Genomic DNA, 17,711 nt, shown 5'->3' with positions numbered 1-17,711 from the left:
TTATTTCGGGCGAATCCTCTCATTCTTTGTGCAGAAACGCCCGGGCAATGGTATAGTGGATACTGGCCAAAACGGGCCGAGAAGTTGAAGTAAACGAAGGTGAATTCATGAACAAGCTTGCATTTCATAATATTCCGCTTGGGGCGAGCGGCGAGACCATCCCGCAGGCAAAGGTTGCCCCGGCCCGGACGAGCCGGGAGACGGTCAAGCCGGAGGACCGCGATGCGGCTTACTTCCGCAGGCTGGAGGAGGGCGGCATTCTGCTGAATCCGCCGCAGATTGCCGCAGTGCGGCATCATCTCGGGCCGCTGCTGACGCTGGCCGGAGCAGGCTCCGGCAAAACCTCGGTGCTGATCTGCAGAACCGGGTATTTGCTGTCTGTACGCGGCATCGCCCCCGGCCGCCTGCTGCTGTTGACCTTCTCCAGCAGGGCAGCGGCCGAGATGCGGGAGCGGATCGCCCTGCTGCCCGGCGTGAACGAGGGAGATGCCTCGCGCCTTGCAGCGCGCACCTTCCACTCGTTCTTTCTGTACTTCCTGCGGCGGCAGGGGCTGCGGCAGGAGATCTTCCACGAGACCCGCCGCCAGCACATTCTGCTGAAGCAGATTATGCGGGAGCTGGGGCTGCCGAAGGATGCCTACCCTCCCGAGAATCTGCTGACCCTGCTCTCCGGCTGGAAGATGAACCTCGGCATGCCCAGGCAGTTGCCCGAGACTACGGAGGCGGAGAAGGAGATGAAGGCGATCCTGCTCCGCTACGAGCAATGGAAGAGCGATCACAGCAAAATCGACTTCGACGATGTACTCCTGCTCGCCTACCAGATGCTTCGGGAGCGGCCGAATCTGCTGCATGAGCTGCAGCAGCAGTATCACTATGTCATGGTCGATGAGTTCCAGGATACGAACCTGCTGCAGTATGAGCTGGTCAAGATGATCGCCCGCCCGCAGGACAACCTGATGGTGGTCGGCGACGATGACCAGACGATCTACTCCTTCAACGGTGCACGCAGCGAGTTCATTCTGGAGTTCGATAAGCTGTATCCTCAGGCCAAGGTGATTACCCTGGATATCAACTACCGCTCCGGGCCGGCGATTATCGGGCTCGGGAACGGCATTATCCGCCATAACTCGCGGCGGCGGGCCAAGACGCTTCAAGCAGCCCGGAGCAGCGGTATCCCGCCCCGTTATCTGCGTCCGCAGACAGCAGATGAGGAAGCGGAACAGATTGTCACGCATATCGAAGGCGAGATTGAGCGCGGAGCCAGGGAATACCGTGACTTCGCCCTGCTGTACCGCGCAACAAGCAGCAACCGGGCCATCCTCGAGCTGCTGCTGCTGCGCGATATTCCATATGTCGATTACGGGGAAGGCCAGCTGCTCTACGAGCACTGGCTAATCTCCCCGGTGCTGGATCACTTACGCCTCTCCATTAACCGCCGGAACTTCGCCGCAATGGAGAATATTCTCCCCACCCTCTACCTGAACCGTGATAAGGGAATGGAGCATATCCGGCGCATGGAGGCGGTGCAGGCGAAGCAGGGCCCGCTGATTCATCTGCTGTCCCTGCCGGGCATCGAGGCGTTCCAGGCGGCCAAGCTCCGCGAGCGGCTGGACCTGATCCGCGGCCTGCGTGAGCTTGCACCGGTGCAGGCGATCCGCCAGATCCGCACGAATTTCTATGATTATTTCATTGAAGGAAGCGAGCGCCACCAGGCGACGCTGCACCGGGAGACGCTGAAGGAGATGCTTGATGAGCTGGAGGCTTCAGCAGAGCGGTTCGCGACGATTCCGCTATTCCTTGAATTCATCGACAATGTTACAGAGCGCAATGAGCAGAACCGGCAGCCGGGCCTCAAGGAGCAGGGCAACCGGATTGCGCTTATGACCATCCATAAGTCCAAGGGGCTGGAGTTCCCCGTCGTCTTCCTGATCGGGGCTTCAGAGGGAATTCTGCCGCACAGCTCCGCACTGGACCATGACCGGCTGAAGGAGCGCAAGCCGGCCAGAGCCTCAGTAACGGTAATCAACCCGTCAGCGGCGAGAGCCGCAGCTGAAGCGGGCATCGCACTGCTGGAGGAGGAACGCAGGCTGGCCTATGTTGCGGTTACCCGTGCACGCGAGGAGCTGTTCATCAGCTCGCCAGCCAGGCACAGGGGCAAGAAGGCGGAGGTGTCCCGCTTCATGCTCTCCGCCTTCCGTGCGGCGGCCCGCCCGCAGGCAGCGGGATCGGCGGGGGCCGCTGCGGGCCGGACATCTGCGGCCCGCAGTAGCCATGGCTCTGGCTCCGGCCAGGGTGCTGCGGGCTCACGGTTCTCAGGTTCGGATTCCACCGCCGCGAGAACCCATATCGTCCCGGTCTGGACCTGTACCGGCAAGGCCTGTCCGGGATGGACGCGGAGGAAGCCGGGCGCGGGTAGTGATGCTGCCAGCCCGGCCGCCAAGCGCTGCCCGCTGTGCAGCTCCCCGATGGAGACGGGCACCCGGGAGGTCCCGTTGTAGTGGGACCGTCTTGGACCCTGGGCCGGCGTGCTGGCCAATTGTAATCGGTTTTTCGATTTCATTTGACCCTCAGGCCGGCGGCTGGCCGATTGTAATCGGTTTTTCGATTTCATTTGGACCACGGGCCGGCGGCTGGACAATTGTAATCGGTTTTTCGATTTCATTTCGCCCACGAGCCGGCCGCTGACCGATTGTAATCGGTTTTTCGATTTCATTTCGCCCACGAGCCGGCCGCTGGACAATTGTAATCGGTTTTTCGATTACATTCCGCCCACGAGCCGGCCGCTGGACGATTGTAATCGGTTTTTCGATTACATTTCGCCCACGAGCCGGCGGCTGGACAATTGTAATCGGTTTTTCGATTTCATTTGGGCCACAGGTCGCCCGCTGACCGATTGTAATCGGTTTTTCGATTACATTTCGCCCACGAGGCGTCCGCTAGCCGATTGTAATCGGTTTTTCGATTTCATTTCGCCCACGAGCCGGCCACTGGCCAATTGTAATCGGTTTTTCGATTTCATTCCGCTCGTGTCGATAAGCCATGAACAATCATAAAGGGAGTGCCGCAATTTCTGCGGCACTCCCTTTATTGATGCGGACTATTGCGGCCCCGGCTGTCTCTTACGTCCAGGCCCACAGGAACCCGTCGCGGTCCCAGGCAATCCGGCCGCCGTGCAGCTTGCGGAATGCCTTCTTCACTTCCTTGGACAACGAGGCGTTGCCGTTCTCGTTCACGAATACAAACTGTTCGCCGAAGTTGGCCTTCACATATTCAATCGCAGCGCTCTGGTGCAGGGTTCCGGTGAACCGGATTTCCTTGACCATCCACTCCGCTACTTCCTGTGCAGTTGCCTCCATATAAGGGGAATGCTCCTTCCTGATCATCCTGCTTACAGCAGCTTCCCCATTATAACATGAATCTCTTGGTGCCATTTCCGCTATTTGTCCTCCAGACCAGTCCTCCGCCCCGCCCCGGCACTCACCACACCATACCGGTAGAGCACCTTCCGGCCGAGCCAGCCGAAGGCGCGGTCGGTGAAGAAGCCCATGAAGCCGAGGCTGATCAGCCCCACGAAGATCCAGTCGGTACGGAAGAACAGCCGCGAATTCCAGATCAGATACCCCACCCCTTCGTTCGAGGCAATCATCTCTGCGCCGATAATCGCCATGTAGGAGGTCCCCATCGCCAGCCGCACACCGGTGAAAATATACGGAACCGTAGCCGGGACAATCACATGCAGCAGAATCTGCCATTCCCCCGCCCCCATGCTGCGGGCAGAGCGGATTTTATCCTCCTCCACCGACATGACCCCGGTCAGGGTATTCAGCACCACGATGAAGAAGGTGGCGTACATGATCAGCGCGATCTTCGACTGCTCCCCGATGCCGAACCAGACCAGGAAAAGCGTAATGAAGGCGATCGGCGGAATGAAGCGGATGAAATTCAGGAACGGCTCGGCGAACAGGCGGATCACATTCACTTTGCCGATGATCAGCCCGGCCGGAACCGCCAGCAGACTGCCCAGCACCCAGCCGATCAGTACGCGGTACAGGCTGACCCCGATATAGTGCACCAGCGTCCCGTCCTCCACCAGCTCCCGTCCGCCCTGAAGCGTAGCCCACGGGCCAGGAATAACGTCAGGACCATATAGCCAGGCGCCAAGCTGCCAAATGCCAAGTAGCGTGAGCCATAGCAGCGATACGGATACCCATTTTTTCTCAATCCATCTCATCAAGGGTCACCTCCCCGTCCTATTCTTCAAAATGGCTCTGAATCCGGTTATACAGCGAGTAGAACTCAGGTGAAGCCACATCGCGCGGATAAGGCAGGCCGTTATCGTAGACATCGGTGATATTGGAGGCAGGTCCTGCCGACATAATGCCGATGCGTCCCCCCAGCAGCAGTGCCTCCTGAATATCATGGGTCACGAAAATCACCGTCTTATGCGTCTCCCGCCAGATCTGCACCAGCTCCTTCTGCATCGTCCGCCGGGTCATGGCATCCAGCGCGCCAAACGGCTCATCCATCAGCAATATCGCCGGATCATTCGCCAGCACCCGGGCCAGCTGCACCCGCTGCTTCATCCCGCCCGACAGTGCCTTCGGGAATTTGTCCTCATGCCCGTTCAGCCCGACAAGCTGAATATACCGGCCGGATATACTCCGGCGCTCTGCCTTGGCCACCTTCTTCATCCGCAATCCGAATTCCACATTCTCCCGCACCGTCAGCCAGGGGAACAAGGAAGAATCCGCCTGCTGGAACACCACCGCCCGCTCCCGGCCCGGCTTATTCACCTCAAGGTCATCCACCCGGAGGCGGCCGCCCGATTTGGAGACGAACCCGGCAATCATATTCAGCAGCGTGGACTTGCCGCAGCCGCTTGGGCCGAGCAGCACGAAGAACTCCCCGCCCTTGATCACCAGATTCACATCCTTGATAATATAGTGAACGTCCCCGGCCGCCGGCTCGCCGTAGCTCTTATTCAACTGCTCCATATGAATGGCATGCTGCCTTACCGTTGGTGTAGCAACTAAAGACATGGGGCACCTCCTGTAAAATCATTTATTTGCTGTACGTCACTTTATCCGGCAGGACCTGCTTCAGCGGCTCCAGCTTAAGCTTGCTGCCGAGATCGAAATCCTGTGTAATAATCCCTGTATCCACCATATATTTCTTCTGTCCGGCGAGGCTGTCATAAGCGGCCTGGGTGAAGCCCACCTTCCACGGATTCGCCGGCAGATCCTTCAATGTCGCTTCCTTCGGCTGCTTCACTTCCTGGAACATCAGCTCCGCCACTTCCTCCGGGTGCGCCTGTGCGTAGGCCGAGGCTTCATCCACCGCAGCCAGGAAGGCCCCTACGCCTTCAGCATGGTCCTGCACATAAGTATCCGCAGCAACGAGTCCCATCCCCAGGCGCACCGGAGTCTTGGACATATCGGTCAGCTCGTGCACGCCCTCAAGCGCAGCCAGCTTATCCGTCAGCGCCGATCCGCTGAACCAGGCGGCATCGACATCGCCCTGCTTCAAGGCGATGAAGGCTTCGTCGAACGCTCCCTGCCCGGTAAGCTTCACATCGCTCAGTGCGATGCCCTGCTCCTTCAGGTACTCATCCCACAGATAAGGCAGGAAGGTTCCGCGCAGGAAGCTCAGATTCTTGCCCTTCAAGTCAGCGGCTGACTGGATTTCGTCCCTGGCATACAGCTTCCATACGGCCGCTGCCTGATCAGTCGCCTGCCCGGCGGAGGCAATGATCGAATAGTCGCCCTTGGCAACAGCGTTCAACACCGGGAAGTCCGCACCGAAGGCTACATCCACCTGCTTGATGAACAGCGCATTGACCCCCTCCGCCGGTGTCCCGAAGTTGATGATCTCGGCATCGATGCCGTGTTTTTGAAAAATCCCTTGTTTAAGAGCTACCCGGAAGATTGGATTCGTATTGATATCGGCAATCCTGATCTTCAACGCCTTCTGTGCAGCGTTGCCGCCTCCTGCAGAAGCCGCCGCATCTCCCTTGGAGCTGCAACCGGCAAGTACCAGTGTAAGAGATAAGGATAAGAGCAGGATGACTGAGCTGTACCATGATCGGGTCAACGTAATGCACCGCCTTCATCCGTAGTAGCTACACATGCCGCCCCCTCTATGAAAGGAAGTGTCGCCTCCACACGCACAACCGAATCCGCCCCCTTCGGCGCAGCGCCCGGCACTCTGAAGCTGGAGATATCGAGCGGCTCGATGGGAATCTCCTGCGGCTCCGACAGCTGCGGCACCCAGGCATAGGGTACACGGTACGAACGGTAGACCATATTCGTATTGCGGCGGTCCGTGTACGGGGAGATATACTCCCAGACCAGCTCATGCGCTGCCGTCACCTCGAACAGCCGCCCGTTGGAGCCTTCGGTAATCAGGGTGTTGCCGTTCGGCAGCCGCTGCGCCGAGCTGATATACGGGCTGTAGAACTTATAAGAATCGGTCGGAATGGAGAAGCCAGCCTCCGCCGCAGTATACTGCCACTCAATCGCTAGCGTTACCGGGTTAATCTCCAGCACGCGCGAGTGATCCCGCAGCGCGTTCTTCTGGCCGAAGGGCGAAGCCGGATTCGGCAGGCCGTAGCCGCCCCAGCCGCCGTTATCGAACACCAGCAGATTGCCCTCGCCCGGCAGCCCCTTCGGAATAATGTGGGCATGATGCTGGCCGATGATCCAGCCGATATGCTTCACCTCAGGCAGGGAATAATCCGGTCCGAGACGCCAGACGATAGCCCCGCTGCGCTTGTCGGTGATCGCGATAATATTCGCCTCACGGGCGTCCCAGATGATGTTGTCCGGGTGGAAGCGCTCGTCTCCCTGATCATAGAAACGGTTCGGCCCCACATATGACGCAGAGTTGATATGCAGCCAGTCGCCTACACCGCCGCCCAGGTCGCCGAAGGAGCGGGTATTGGGATCGCGGAACAGAACATTGCGTGCCGCCTGGTCGAAGCCCAGCTCGGCGAAATGATCGCTGGCGGCCCACTCCCAGAGCACATTGCCCTCCCAGTCCACCTCAATAATCGTGTCATCCAGGAGCTGCTTGTCGGAAATTGCAGGATTGTACAGATTTTTGTGGGCCAGAATCAGTGTTGTCCCGCTGTTAACCGAAGGCTCAAGTCCCGGAGCATAGTAACCGGTTGGATTGCCCTCCCGCTGGTAATCATGATGCTGGCGGGCATACCACAGCGGCTCCACTCCCGGGTCCTCGATATGCTCATAGCCGTTGTATCTCCAGACCACATTGCCCTCCCAATCGACCTGCACCAGATCAACATTATCCTGAATGCCGAATTTGGGATCTCTTCTGCCGGTGCTCCCGAGGACGTAGCCGCCGGGGAGGATTTTGGCCGGGAAGCCGATCAGGCCCTGCCATAGATGTACTTCCTTCCCGTTCATATCAATCAGCACTACGCCTTCATCGCCTGCCTGGAACACCGTATAGCCGCTCCATGCCTTACTTGGGTTATATACGGTTGCCCCTGTCGGATATATAGTGGAATGTCCCATGTCCATCTCTCCCTATCGTTATGGTAGTATAACCTTTCATTCTCAGTAGCTGAGATAATTGCCCTTCCCACCGGTGCGCTTCTGTTCAGGCTCTGCGGGAACGGCAGCGGCAGTATTCTCCTGCGCCAGCTTCAGCAGCGTATCCGCGAATCCTTCGAGATTGCCGATGATCCGCTGATAGAACCGGCTCTGCTGCTCCAGCTCCTCGTCCGTGAAGCCCTCGAACAGAAGCGTAATACACTTCGCACCGATGTTGCCGTTACGCGCCACCATCTCCCGGCCGCGGGCGGTAATATCCAGCAGCACCGTCCGCCGGTCATCCTCCTTGCGCCTGCGCATCGTATATCCGCCGGCCTCCAGCTTGTCACTCAGCGCCGTGATGGCACCTGAGGTGAAATCCAGCTCCTCCGCCAGATCGCTGAGCCGCTGCTCCCCGTCGCGGATGATTTTGTGCAGCATCAGCATTCCCGGCAGGGCCACCCCCTCCACGCTTACGCGGTCACGTTCCTTGACGAACCTGCGCACCATTTTACGGAACAGATGATCCGCTGCCGCAAGCCGCTCCCACTGTGTATTCTCCATACGCCCTCTCCTCTGCTGCCGATCCAGGGACACAAAAAGGCCCCCGAAATATCCCCTGTACGGGAATATCTGCGGGAGCCTTTGGCGGTCCAATCAGCTCAAGTATTATCGATTGTGTTATTCTTTCACTGTTCATTTAATTAGCGGTGAAGTATTGCTGTTATCATATACCCCTTAAACCCACCTGTCAAGTATGAATTAAACTTAAATAAAATCATGTCACAAAACACGGCTCCCGTATTGTTATATAGGTATCAAGCCAAAGGAGGTGAGGCAGTGCACGCAACCGTCCCCGGGGAAACGGACGACAGAAACTCCAGGATTGAGGATGCTGTAGCGGCTGTGAAGGCAGGAGACAAGCAGTCCTATGAGCTGATTATCAAGCAGTTTCAACGTCAGATTTATACCTACTGCTTCTATATTCTTAAGAACCATACCGAAACCGAAGATGCTGTCCAGGATATTTTCATCCGTGCCTATGCGAACCTTCACCGTTATGGCAACAGCACTTCCTTCTCAGCCTGGCTGTACAAGATCGCATATCACCACCTGATCAATCTGAAAAAGAAACAGAGCCGCTGGCTCCGGTTAGTTGAGCATTTCAAAGAGAGCCAGCAGCAGCAGCAACAGGTCCTGCCAGCCGAATCCGTAACCTCCGAGCTGCTGACCTATTTGACTGCAGAAGAACGCCATATTCTGCTGCTGAAAGCGGTGGAGCAATATACTTTTGACGAGATCAGCGCGATTATGGGGCTTAAGGCCACTACAGTCCGCAAAAAATACGAACGGCTGCGCAGAAAGCTGCTGGAGCGCGCAAGCCATAAAGAAGGGGCGAGGATGCATGGAACAATATCAGGGGCGAACAAGACATCCTGAAATGGATGCTATTGAACAAAATATCCGGGAGTCCGTTAAGCCTGACCTGGAGTTAAGCAAGATCATTATGAACAAGATTGGAGAGAATGAAATGAGTAGAGTCCATAGAATAAGAGCTGCCAAGAACACGCCGGGGATGCTCAAAAAAACAGCCGTTGCCGCAGCGGTCGCTGGAGTGCTGGGTGCAGGCATTCTGGGCGCAGGCTTCGTATCGCCCGTGATGGCGGATACACTGAAGAGAATTCCGGGGATCGGCATCCTGTATCAGGGAACCAGCCCGCAGTCGGTGGAGCTGGCCATGAGCCAGGGGATCTTATCCCAGCCCGGACTGAGCGTCACCCATGACGGTGTTACCCTGAAGCTGACTGATCTGCTCTATGACGGAACACGGCTAAGCTTCCAGCTGGAGCATGAGGGCGGACTGGATCTGTCCGGCGAAGCTACTATGGGGCAGTTGATTGAGTCACCGGTTGTACTGGCGGACGGGCAGAAGATTAAATTCACTTCGGGAGGATTCGGCGATATTCCCTATCAGGATAATGCCTACCGCGGAGAGCTGACCGGGGATCTGAATCTGCCGGATGCCTTCACGCTGACGATTCAGGTTAAGGTCAAGCAAGTGAATGAAACCTTTGAATTCACGGCCCCGGTCAAAATCATGGATAACGCCCTGGTCGTTACTCCGAATATCACCAAAACTGAAGGCTCCTTCAGCTACACGGTCGAGCAATTGAAGGTCACCCCGGTATCCACCCGTCTGGTTCTGAGCAGCCAGGGTGAGGTGCCGCAATCTGCAGAGCAGTCCGGCGACTATCATGCCAGCATGATGTACTATGAGCTTGTAGATGACCAGGGGAATTCGATGGACCCGAATCAATACGGGTTCTATAACAGCAGACCGAAGACGGAATATCATCTGAATGAGCTGTATCCTCCTTTTGCCGCCACACCGAAGACCATCACCATCAAGCCGTACACACTTACGGTGAAGAACGATGACTTCAGCATTGTCGGGCAGAAGCATGACAGTATAGGCAACTTCCTTCCGGGACGCGAGAGCAAGGGCACACGGACGTATCTGAAGAATCTGGAGACTACGATCACCCTCCAGCCTTAATTCTGGCTGTATAGCTGTTCTCCGGATACAAGCAAGGCTGTCCAGGTTAAGCCGTTGAGGGCTACCTGGACAGCCTTTTGTTTTTTGAGCATAAGAAAGGTTACGACAGGCTGACCACATAGGTCAGGAACTGGTAGACATTATCCTTCAGCACCGTGGTTGTGGCCAGCAGCTTCTTGCCGGAGGGACTCCAATGAAGTGGGTCAGCCACATGAATGTCATTCAGCACAGGGGTCTGTTCTCCCGTCTCCACTCTGGTGATGAACAGGTCCTGCTGGTCATCCGTAGAGCCTGAAGCCGTAACCGCATACGCCAGTAACTGGCCGTCCGGCGACCAGCTCGTGCCGAATACCTGCTGTCCTGAGGCTACCGGAGACTGCTCATTGCCCTCGCTGTCGCAGAGCTTCAGTGTCATCTCTCCCCGGCCGATACGTTCCACGATGGCGAGCCTGCTTCCGTCCGGGGACGGGACGGCCCAGACGACGTTTTGTCCCAGCACCCTGGTCTCTTTCGTAACGGTATCGTAGGCGCTAAGCTGGCTGTCTTCCCCTGTGATGTAGAGAATCCGGCTGCCCGTCTGAACCACCTCATGCACGTAAGGGATGCCTGTCTTCAAGAGGATCTCCTGCTTGCCGGACACGTCTGCGCTTATAATATTGCCCTCCATATCCGGAAAAATCACATGCCCGTCATCCGCCCACTTCCCCTCCTCAATCCGAAACTCCGCATCGCTTACCTTCACCGGAGCGCCGCCAGCCAGGTCCATGATATATCCGAACCCGGTCACATCATACAGCTCTTTGAAGAATACATGCGTCTTGTCCGGGGACATCTGCGGCGCACCATAGTTCAGCTCTCCCTCCCGCAGGGGCGTCTCCTCTCCGGTGGAGAGGGTGTGCAAATAGAGATTGAGCGGATAGCGCTCCTGTCCTTCAATGACCTGTGCCTTCAGGCTGCGGTTCTCCCGGGTGACGACCATCACATCCTCGCTGGCGAAGTCCGTGCCCCGCACTCCCTCTACCTTGCGGATATCCTCAAGCTTCAGTTCTGTATAGACCGGTTCACTGGTATTATCGAGAACGGTAATCTTCTGGCCGGACTTCTCCACCACCTGCCGTGTATCCGTATTCTCCGCCGCACAGCCGGCCGCAGACAGCAGCACAGCCCCGCAGAGCAGCATGCGCCACGTCTTGCCGCGTAATCTGTTCTTCTCCGCATTCATGTTCAGGCTTCCCTCCAGCTCTTGGTGCTCCAAGCATACCCGATGCTTATTTCCAAACTGCACACCAAATGTATCCAAGTTGTAAACATGCGCCCCATCAGTCCACCAGCGGAAAAGACAGCGCAAACGCCGCTCCCCCGCCCGGCCTATCCAGCAAAGCAATGGTCCCGTTCTGCTTCTCCACCAGATTGCGGACCAGAGACAGTCCCAGCCCCGTCCCGCCCGAAGCTCTCGAACGGTCACGGTTGACTGTGTAGAACGGCTCAAAAATCTTCTCCCGCGAGTCCTCCGGAATGCCGATTCCCGAATCCTCCACGGTAATCCATACCCGCTGGTCCCTTACCTCGCTGTGCAGGCGGATGCTGCCCTCAGGGACATTATATTTGATCGCATTGTCCAGCAGATTAATGAAGATATGCATGAAGCTCTCCCGGTCGATCCAGATATGGGCAGGCTTAGCATCCAGCGTGACCGTCAGCCCATACCGCGCCGCCTTGCCGCGCATCCGGTCACAGATATCCCGCAGCGCGCTCTCCACCTCCAGCAGCTCCGCCTGGGATTCAAAATCATATTTCTCCAGCGCCGTAAGCTGCAGCACCTTCTCCACCATCTCATACAGCCGCTCTGTCTCCTTGGCAATATTGAGCTTGGCGTCATGCAGCAGCTTGGGGTCATCGTCATACATATTCAGCAGATCGACATACGCCTTGATCGAGGTCAGCGGCGTCTTGAATTCATGGCTGATGTTCCCGATGTACTGCTTCTGCTGCTGCTCCAGCGCCTGCAGCTTCTCTACAGCGAGTTGCAGCTTGCGCCGCTCTTCATCCTTGGCGGCTATGCTGCGCTCAATCTCCCGGCTCATGAAGTAGATGCCCTCGGCCAGCTCGCCCAGCTCATCCTTGCGCTTCACCGGCGGAGCGGTGATATAGTCGGCCCGGCGGATATCCTCCGCCGACTTCTTCAGCCGCCCGATAGCCGCAGCCGCCCGGTTAAAGTACAGGTAGCCGAGGATGAAGCTGAAGACGAGCACCGCGCCGCCTGTGGTCAGGAACAGATTCAGCAGCGTCTGCTGGAAGCTGCGCGCGCCCTCCAGCGAATATTGCAGCTGCACTACGCCCATCTGCCCTTCCGGCCCCTGGAGCGGGGCCAGGTAGAACAGCCGGCCGCCTTCACTCTGGTAGGCCACCTTGTTATTCAGCGCGTAGTCCAGCGCCGTGCTGAGATCCGGCTTGCCCTCACCCGGCCCGGGCCCGCCTTGCGCCGAGGTGCCTGCCTGCCGGCCCTGGCTGTCATACAAGGTCACCTCCAGGCCGGTGAATCCGGCCAATTCGGCAGCGAGCGCCTTGCCCCGCTGCTCCATGAAAGCCTGCGGCGTGAGTCGCGCACCGGTATAATACGTCTGCTTCACACGCAGGTTGACGGTTGTGACATGCTGGGCCAGAATGCGTTCGGTCTGGCTCAGCTCATTGCGCTCCACACCGCGCAGCACGAAATAGCTCAGCACACCGACAGCCAGAATAAGCAGCACCGCCAGGAACAGGCTGAACTTCAGCTTGATGCTGATCCTCATGGGTAGCTCCCGGCGGGCACCGCCTTATAGCCGACACCGTAGACGGTTTGCAGGATATTCTGGTAGGGCTCGCCCAGTTTTTTGCGCAGCCGCTGGATATGGATGTCCACGGTACGCGTCCCCCCGGCGTAGTCCATATCCCATACCTGCTCCAGCAGCTCCTCGCGCATATACACGCGCTGCGGGTGTGAGAGCAGCAGATGCAAGAGATCGAATTCCTTCGGGGTCAGCTCCAGCGGCTCCCCGCTCAGCTCGGCGCTGCGGCGGTCCGGGTATACCTGCAGGAGGCCGTATTCCAGCCGCTCGCTGCGGACTTCCGGCGTATTCTTCTCCAGCCGGCGCAGCAGCGCCTTGACCCGGGCGAGCAGCTCGCGGATCTCGAACGGCTTGGTCATATAATCGTCTGCGCCAAGCTCCAGACCGACGATTTTATCAACGATATCGTTCTTAACGGTCAGCAGAATAATGCCGATATCATCCCGGTCCTCCAGCTTACGGCATACATCATATCCGCTCAGCTTCGGCATCATGACATCCAGCACCAGCACATGGGGGCGGAAGGTATTCACCTTGCCCAGCGCTTCCTCCCCGTCGCCGGCGGTATCGACCTCATAGCCTTCCCGCCGCAGCGCGTAGGCAATCGCACTCACAATGGCCGGCTCGTCGTCGACGACCAGTATTTTTTTCATAGGTGACTCATCCTTCCGTGTGTGCTTGTTCGGTGAAACCAGCGATCCGCCCAAGCTTTAGGTTATCTTTAAGAAGGCTTAAGCTTCATTTCAGTATAGTTGGGTAAACTGTAGATAGTTGAAGTTCACTACCAGCCGTAAATCGTGAGTCTTAACAATATAACCTTAACGCGAAAAGAGGATAACAACAATGCATATAAAACATATCAATATTCAGCGTGTCATGATCGTCGGAACGATGGTTGTCGCGATGTCCTTCGGAGGAACGGCCTGGGGCAAGCCGGCATTACATACCCTGCCTGTAGCGAAATGGTCCACCTCGGATGTGGCCGATACCGATGAGCTGCTGGATGCCCTGAACCTGAACGCCGCCTCGGATGAAGAGCTGTACGACGAATTGTATGAAGGCAAATCCCTGCAAGCGATCGCAGAAGAGAATGGCGGCAATATCACGCAGGTTATTAACCTGCAGGTTAAGCAGCTGACGCAGCAGCTCGAAGCCAGACTCGCCAGCGGCAGCATCACTCCGCAGCAGTTCAACGCACAGAAGGCGGAGCTGAGAGAGATTGTGGCACAGAGTGTGCAGACTTCATTCGGGTGAGTGGAGCGGGGAGGCTGAGATTAACTGAATGTATTTAAAAAGCTGTCCCATTTGCAGATAAACTGCGCTGGGACAGCTTTTTTATGTGCTCTCAAGTTACTCGTCCGGCACGTTGGACTCTGCGCCAGCCCAATGTGATTGTGTTCGGTTTTTCGCATACATTCGGCCCTAATTCAGATCCAACGAGAATACCTCTTCAAAACCAGCTTTACCCTCATCGGTAACTTGTACCGCACGTGTATCCGGCAGACGCCGCACCCAGTCCAGCTCCAGGACTCTCTCCAGGAGGGCATTCCCCAGGGCTCCTGCCAAATGGTGGCGGCGTTCGCTCCAATCCAGGCATTGATGTGAGAATAGACGGCGTTTCGTTGCAGCTTGTTTCAAATCAACGCCGAAATCGGCAAAAAATCGCTCCCCACGCTCCGTCACTATATATCTGTCCTCTTCTTCAAGCAAAATACCGTTTCTTAGCAATGCATTCGTTAATCGCACCCCTACATTCCCGGCGAGATGGTCATAACACGTTCTGGCATAACGCATTGCCTCGTCCTGCGAGGATTGCCGTAAAGATTTAACCTCCACAGGCGGGGCAATCGACAATAAGGATTCCATCACCCGCGCAACCTCCTGGTCACGGATCGCAAAGTAACGGTGTCTCCCTTGTTTCTGTACAGCTACCACGTTAGCCTCGACCAACTTCGCTAAATGAAAGCTTGCCGTTTGCGGCTTGATTCTGGCCATTTGTGCTAACTCGCTTGCCGCATGGAACCTTCCATCCAGCAGAACGGTTAATATTGCCGCCCTTGAAGCTTCACTCACTAGAGCTGCGATGATGGCAGCATTCGGATTGGCCTGCATCCTAACCCCTCCTTGTTGTATTCCATACTTCGATGAGTATTGAATTATTTATATTATACACTTAAGGGGGATATACAACATGGAAGGAGCATTACAATGGACCATACGAAGCAAATGATACACACTGAAACGATTCAACCCAAGATTTTATACTATGGAACTCCTGTCGTCTTACTGAGCACCTTGAATGAGGATGATAGCGTAAATATCAGTCCTATTACATCCTCTTGGGCTTTGGGAGACTGTATAGTACTAGGAATTGGCCTTGGCGGAAAAGCCATCGAGAACCTGGAACGGCTTCCCGAATGCGTCATAAACATCCCCGGTCCCTCGCTGTGGGAGAAGGTGGAGCGGCTTGCTCCCTATACGGGTAAACATCCTGTCCCTGATGATAAGCAACAACATGGGTACTCCTATCAAAAAGATAAATATGCTGCCAGCGGACTTACTCCCGATGCCTCCCAAACGGTGAAGCCTTCACGAATTATGGAATGCCCGTTACAAATTGAAGCAAGCATCCAACATATCCGGGTACCCGATCATTCGCCAGGCTTTGCCATCGTTGAGGCACAGGCTGTTCATGTACATGCCCACCAGGATATTATCATTGATGACAATCATATCGATCCTCTGAAATGGAGTCCGCTCATCTACAATTTCCGCCATTATTTTGGTCTGGGTCACCAGCTTGGCAAAACCTACCGGGCAGAAACCTAGTCCTTACAGTAGATGTCCCACGCTCCCATAGAGCAGAACTCGACCTTAAGGCCGGATGTGCCCGTTATGTCTTCGAGAATCGGTACAATCAAATTGGAATAGCGGTGATATAACCATTCTGCAGCAAAACGGCTCGGACTGTAGACGCAGTAAGTCTCCCGCAGATGCTTCCCCTGCGTGTCCTTGAACCAGGTGTTGAAGCTGGGCGGCGAGATGCGGCCTTGGATACGCTCCAAGGCTTGCGTCCAAACCTCATCCGGCAGTTCGGTGGGAAGGCTTACAATTTTCTCAGAAGCTGAACCGTCACTAATGCTCTCCCCTAACAGAAGTTCCTCCACCGATGTCCCGGAGACCTGCCCAAGCTTCAGTAATACTCCGATATCCGGCAGACAGTCTCCCTGCTCCCACTTGGAGACGGCTTGATGGCTTACGCCCAGTATGCCGGCCAGCTCTGTTTGTGTCAGGGATAGCCTTTTTCTTAGGTTCAATATATTTCTGGCGGCTCTGTTATTGTCTATCATTAGGAATCTCCCTCCCCTACCATTACTCAGCAAGCCAATAGTAGCACAGAGAGGCTGAAACCAAAATCGAGCGTAGGTTGAACGAAAAGGGCCGCCTCCTGCAACTCCAGGTTGCAAAAGGCGGCTATCATTGTATAATTTTACATAAATACATATTCTAAACTTACGGGGGCCTATGAAACTACTTAAACCTTTTTTCGTTGTCACAGATATTGGATTCATCTTGTACTGGATCATCACTTACTTTCACATCATTCCAGAGTCGATGGCGTTCAAAGATTACAACAATCCGATCATGGTTCATTGGAACTGGTCCTTTTTTCCTCTGGATATCTTGATCTCCATTACCGGCCTAAGCAGCTTGTATTTATACCGGAGACAGCTGCCTTCCTGGAGACCCTGGGCGCTAATTTCACTTGTCCTCACGTTCTGCTCCGGCCTTCAGGCCATTGCCTTCTGGGCATTTGCTCATGATTTTGATGTTTACTGGTGGGGATTTAATCTGTACTTAATGATTTATCCTTTGTTTTTCCTGCGAACGGTTATGACGGGATACGGGAAGGCTGCTGCATAGCAGCTCCCTGTTCCGGCTAGACAATCATGTCTCCTATTCCGGTTCTTGTTATATCGGACTTGGCACTGTATACTGGCCCGAATTTGGAATAATGATCCGCCCAGATCAACACCTGATCACTTGTAATCAACTGATCCAGCGCACCCGGGATTTCAAGCTGCTGGAGCTCACCGGGCAACGTAGCCAGTAGCGCATCCTCTATATTTACATAAGAATACGATTGCAGGCCTCTTGCATAGAAGGGTGCTGGCTGAAGTTCAATATATTCGGTCAGCTCCATTTTGTTATGTTGGTCCACTAGATTAGTTAATAATCTTTCCATTTGTTCAACTGCTTGTAATGGAGGATTCCATCAGGATACCCTCAAATTGCTTGACATGCTCATTGACCACAGGGCTGATCTGCCCCAGATCCCTGGACATCCATTTGTAGGTCCCCGGCCGGTACCTTTTATTATATAGAAATACCAATTGCACAGCCTGCTCCACCATCCGGTTTATGAGTAGCCGGGCTGACAAGGTTTCTCCCCGAAGTTCAGCGAGCTTTGCCACATAGAGATGACGGAATGAACTCCAGGCATATCTCAATTTATAGCGCCAGATATCATCTGGCAGATAAGCTAGGACCTTACGCACTTCTGTTACTTCCCCGATAGGATCTGTGAAGATCCTCCCTCTTGTCCATTCGAGCAATTTCTGCTCAGGGAGCATTAGCCATTCGTGTAAGGAAGGCTACTTTACATTCATTCATCTTAGGACTAAAGGTCAGCATGATGTCCTATAAGTGCATGAGACCAGATTAACAAAATCATACTGGTGCACCCGACCTAAAAAAACAATTTTTTTCATA

General features: G+C 55.5%; 19 protein-coding genes. 6 read left to right on the top strand and 13 right to left on the bottom strand.

Annotated features, from left to right (window positions below):
• The first annotated feature begins 107 nt into the window (after positions 1-107).
• Entirely contained in the window at positions 108-2,498 is a 2,391-nt protein-coding gene (locus K1558_RS07025; RefSeq protein ID WP_238650683.1) for a UvrD-helicase domain-containing protein, read from the top strand.
• Between the two features lie 621 nt (positions 2,499-3,119).
• Here the strand turns inward: K1558_RS07025 and K1558_RS07020 are convergent.
• From K1558_RS07020 to K1558_RS06995, 6 genes are all read right to left on the bottom strand, one after another.
• Positions 3,120-3,356: a DUF6953 family protein gene (locus K1558_RS07020; RefSeq protein ID WP_238650682.1), complete on the bottom strand. Its 237-nt coding sequence runs from the start codon at positions 3,354-3,356 to the stop codon at positions 3,120-3,122.
• An 80-nt stretch (positions 3,357-3,436) separates the two neighbouring features.
• On the bottom strand, positions 3,437-4,231 hold the full coding sequence (locus tag K1558_RS07015; RefSeq protein WP_238650681.1) for an ABC transporter permease: 795 nt from the start codon (positions 4,229-4,231) through the stop codon (positions 3,437-3,439).
• 19 nt (positions 4,232-4,250) lie between these two features.
• Positions 4,251-5,039 carry an ABC transporter ATP-binding protein gene (locus K1558_RS07010; protein WP_238650680.1) on the bottom strand — a complete coding sequence of 263 codons (789 nt, stop codon included), beginning with the start codon at positions 5,037-5,039 and terminating at the stop codon, positions 4,251-4,253.
• 22 nt (positions 5,040-5,061) lie between these two features.
• Positions 5,062-6,090 (bottom strand): ABC transporter substrate-binding protein, encoded by a 1,029-nt coding sequence (locus K1558_RS07005; RefSeq protein WP_238650679.1) that lies wholly within the window; start codon positions 6,088-6,090, stop codon positions 5,062-5,064.
• Positions 6,087-7,535 (bottom strand): aryl-sulfate sulfotransferase, encoded by a 1,449-nt coding sequence (locus tag K1558_RS07000; RefSeq protein WP_238650678.1) that lies wholly within the window; start codon positions 7,533-7,535, stop codon positions 6,087-6,089. Before K1558_RS07000 ends, K1558_RS07005 begins: the two co-directional genes overlap by 4 nt.
• A 42-nt stretch (positions 7,536-7,577) precedes the next feature.
• Entirely contained in the window at positions 7,578-8,117 is a 540-nt protein-coding gene (locus K1558_RS06995; protein ID WP_238650677.1) for a MarR family winged helix-turn-helix transcriptional regulator, read from the bottom strand.
• A gap of 276 nt (positions 8,118-8,393) precedes the next feature.
• Between K1558_RS06995 and K1558_RS06990 the strand changes: the two genes are divergently transcribed.
• Both K1558_RS06990 and K1558_RS06985 read left to right on the top strand, forming a co-directional pair.
• Positions 8,394-8,993 (top strand): RNA polymerase sigma factor, encoded by a 600-nt coding sequence (locus K1558_RS06990; RefSeq protein ID WP_238650676.1) that lies wholly within the window; start codon positions 8,394-8,396, stop codon positions 8,991-8,993.
• Positions 8,959-10,110, top strand: a complete 1,152-nt coding sequence (locus K1558_RS06985; protein WP_238650675.1) for a DUF4179 domain-containing protein — start codon at positions 8,959-8,961, stop codon at positions 10,108-10,110. The genes K1558_RS06990 and K1558_RS06985 overlap by 35 nt, the downstream gene beginning before the upstream one ends.
• Positions 10,111-10,210: 100 nt before the next feature.
• Here the strand turns inward: K1558_RS06985 and K1558_RS06980 are convergent, their stop codons facing one another.
• The 3 genes from K1558_RS06980 to K1558_RS06970 all read right to left on the bottom strand — a co-directional run bounded on the left by K1558_RS06980 (position 10,211) and on the right by K1558_RS06970 (position 13,591).
• Positions 10,211-11,332 carry a TolB family protein gene (locus K1558_RS06980; RefSeq protein ID WP_238650674.1) on the bottom strand — a complete coding sequence of 374 codons (1,122 nt, stop codon included), beginning with the start codon at positions 11,330-11,332 and terminating at the stop codon, positions 10,211-10,213.
• 97 nt (positions 11,333-11,429) lie between these two features.
• Complete coding sequence (locus tag K1558_RS06975) at positions 11,430-12,902, bottom strand: sensor histidine kinase (protein WP_238650673.1); 1,473 nt, start codon at positions 12,900-12,902, stop codon at positions 11,430-11,432.
• On the bottom strand, positions 12,899-13,591 hold the full coding sequence (locus K1558_RS06970; RefSeq protein ID WP_238650672.1) for a response regulator transcription factor: 693 nt from the start codon (positions 13,589-13,591) through the stop codon (positions 12,899-12,901). Before K1558_RS06970 ends, K1558_RS06975 begins: the two co-directional genes overlap by 4 nt.
• Before the next feature lie 190 nt (positions 13,592-13,781).
• Here K1558_RS06970 and K1558_RS06965 point away from each other — a divergent pair, with 190 nt between their 5' ends.
• Complete coding sequence (locus K1558_RS06965) at positions 13,782-14,192, top strand: hypothetical protein (RefSeq protein WP_238650671.1); 411 nt, start codon at positions 13,782-13,784, stop codon at positions 14,190-14,192.
• Between the two features lie 168 nt (positions 14,193-14,360).
• Here K1558_RS06965 and K1558_RS06960 read toward each other — a convergent pair whose 3' ends face one another.
• Positions 14,361-15,050, bottom strand: a complete 690-nt coding sequence (locus K1558_RS06960; RefSeq protein WP_238650670.1) for an ArsR/SmtB family transcription factor — start codon at positions 15,048-15,050, stop codon at positions 14,361-14,363.
• A 96-nt stretch (positions 15,051-15,146) separates the two neighbouring features.
• On the opposite strand from K1558_RS06960, the gene K1558_RS06955 reads away from it, so the two are divergent.
• Positions 15,147-15,767, top strand: coding sequence for a flavin reductase family protein (locus K1558_RS06955; RefSeq protein WP_238650669.1), 621 nt, complete (start codon positions 15,147-15,149; stop codon positions 15,765-15,767).
• Here the strand turns inward: K1558_RS06955 and K1558_RS06950 are convergent.
• The gene (locus K1558_RS06950) at positions 15,764-16,288 is read right to left on the bottom strand and encodes a helix-turn-helix domain-containing protein (protein ID WP_238650668.1); all 525 of its coding nucleotides are present in this window, start codon (positions 16,286-16,288) and stop codon (positions 15,764-15,766) included. The genes K1558_RS06955 and K1558_RS06950 overlap by 4 nt on opposite strands.
• A gap of 175 nt (positions 16,289-16,463) precedes the next feature.
• On the opposite strand from K1558_RS06950, the gene K1558_RS06945 reads away from it, so the two are divergent.
• A complete protein-coding gene (locus K1558_RS06945; RefSeq protein WP_238650667.1) occupies positions 16,464-16,862 on the top strand; it encodes a YvaD family protein in 399 nt (132 codons plus the stop codon).
• 16 nt (positions 16,863-16,878) lie between these two features.
• Here the strand turns inward: K1558_RS06945 and K1558_RS06940 are convergent, their stop codons facing one another.
• Both K1558_RS06940 and K1558_RS32730 read right to left on the bottom strand, forming a co-directional pair.
• The gene (locus K1558_RS06940; RefSeq protein ID WP_238650666.1) at positions 16,879-17,184 is read right to left on the bottom strand and encodes a hypothetical protein; all 306 of its coding nucleotides are present in this window, start codon (positions 17,182-17,184) and stop codon (positions 16,879-16,881) included.
• A 4-nt stretch (positions 17,185-17,188) separates the two neighbouring features.
• On the bottom strand, positions 17,189-17,572 hold the full coding sequence (locus K1558_RS32730) for a DUF4037 domain-containing protein (RefSeq protein ID WP_274528448.1): 384 nt from the start codon (positions 17,570-17,572) through the stop codon (positions 17,189-17,191).
• Positions 17,573-17,711: the final 139 nt, after the last annotated feature.

Origin of the sequence: Paenibacillus piscarius, from assembly GCF_022234545.1 — a bacterium.
GTDB lineage: Bacteria > Bacillota > Bacilli > Paenibacillales > Paenibacillaceae > Paenibacillus_AQ > Paenibacillus_AQ piscarius.
This window is presented reverse-complemented; position numbering and strand designations above follow the sequence as displayed.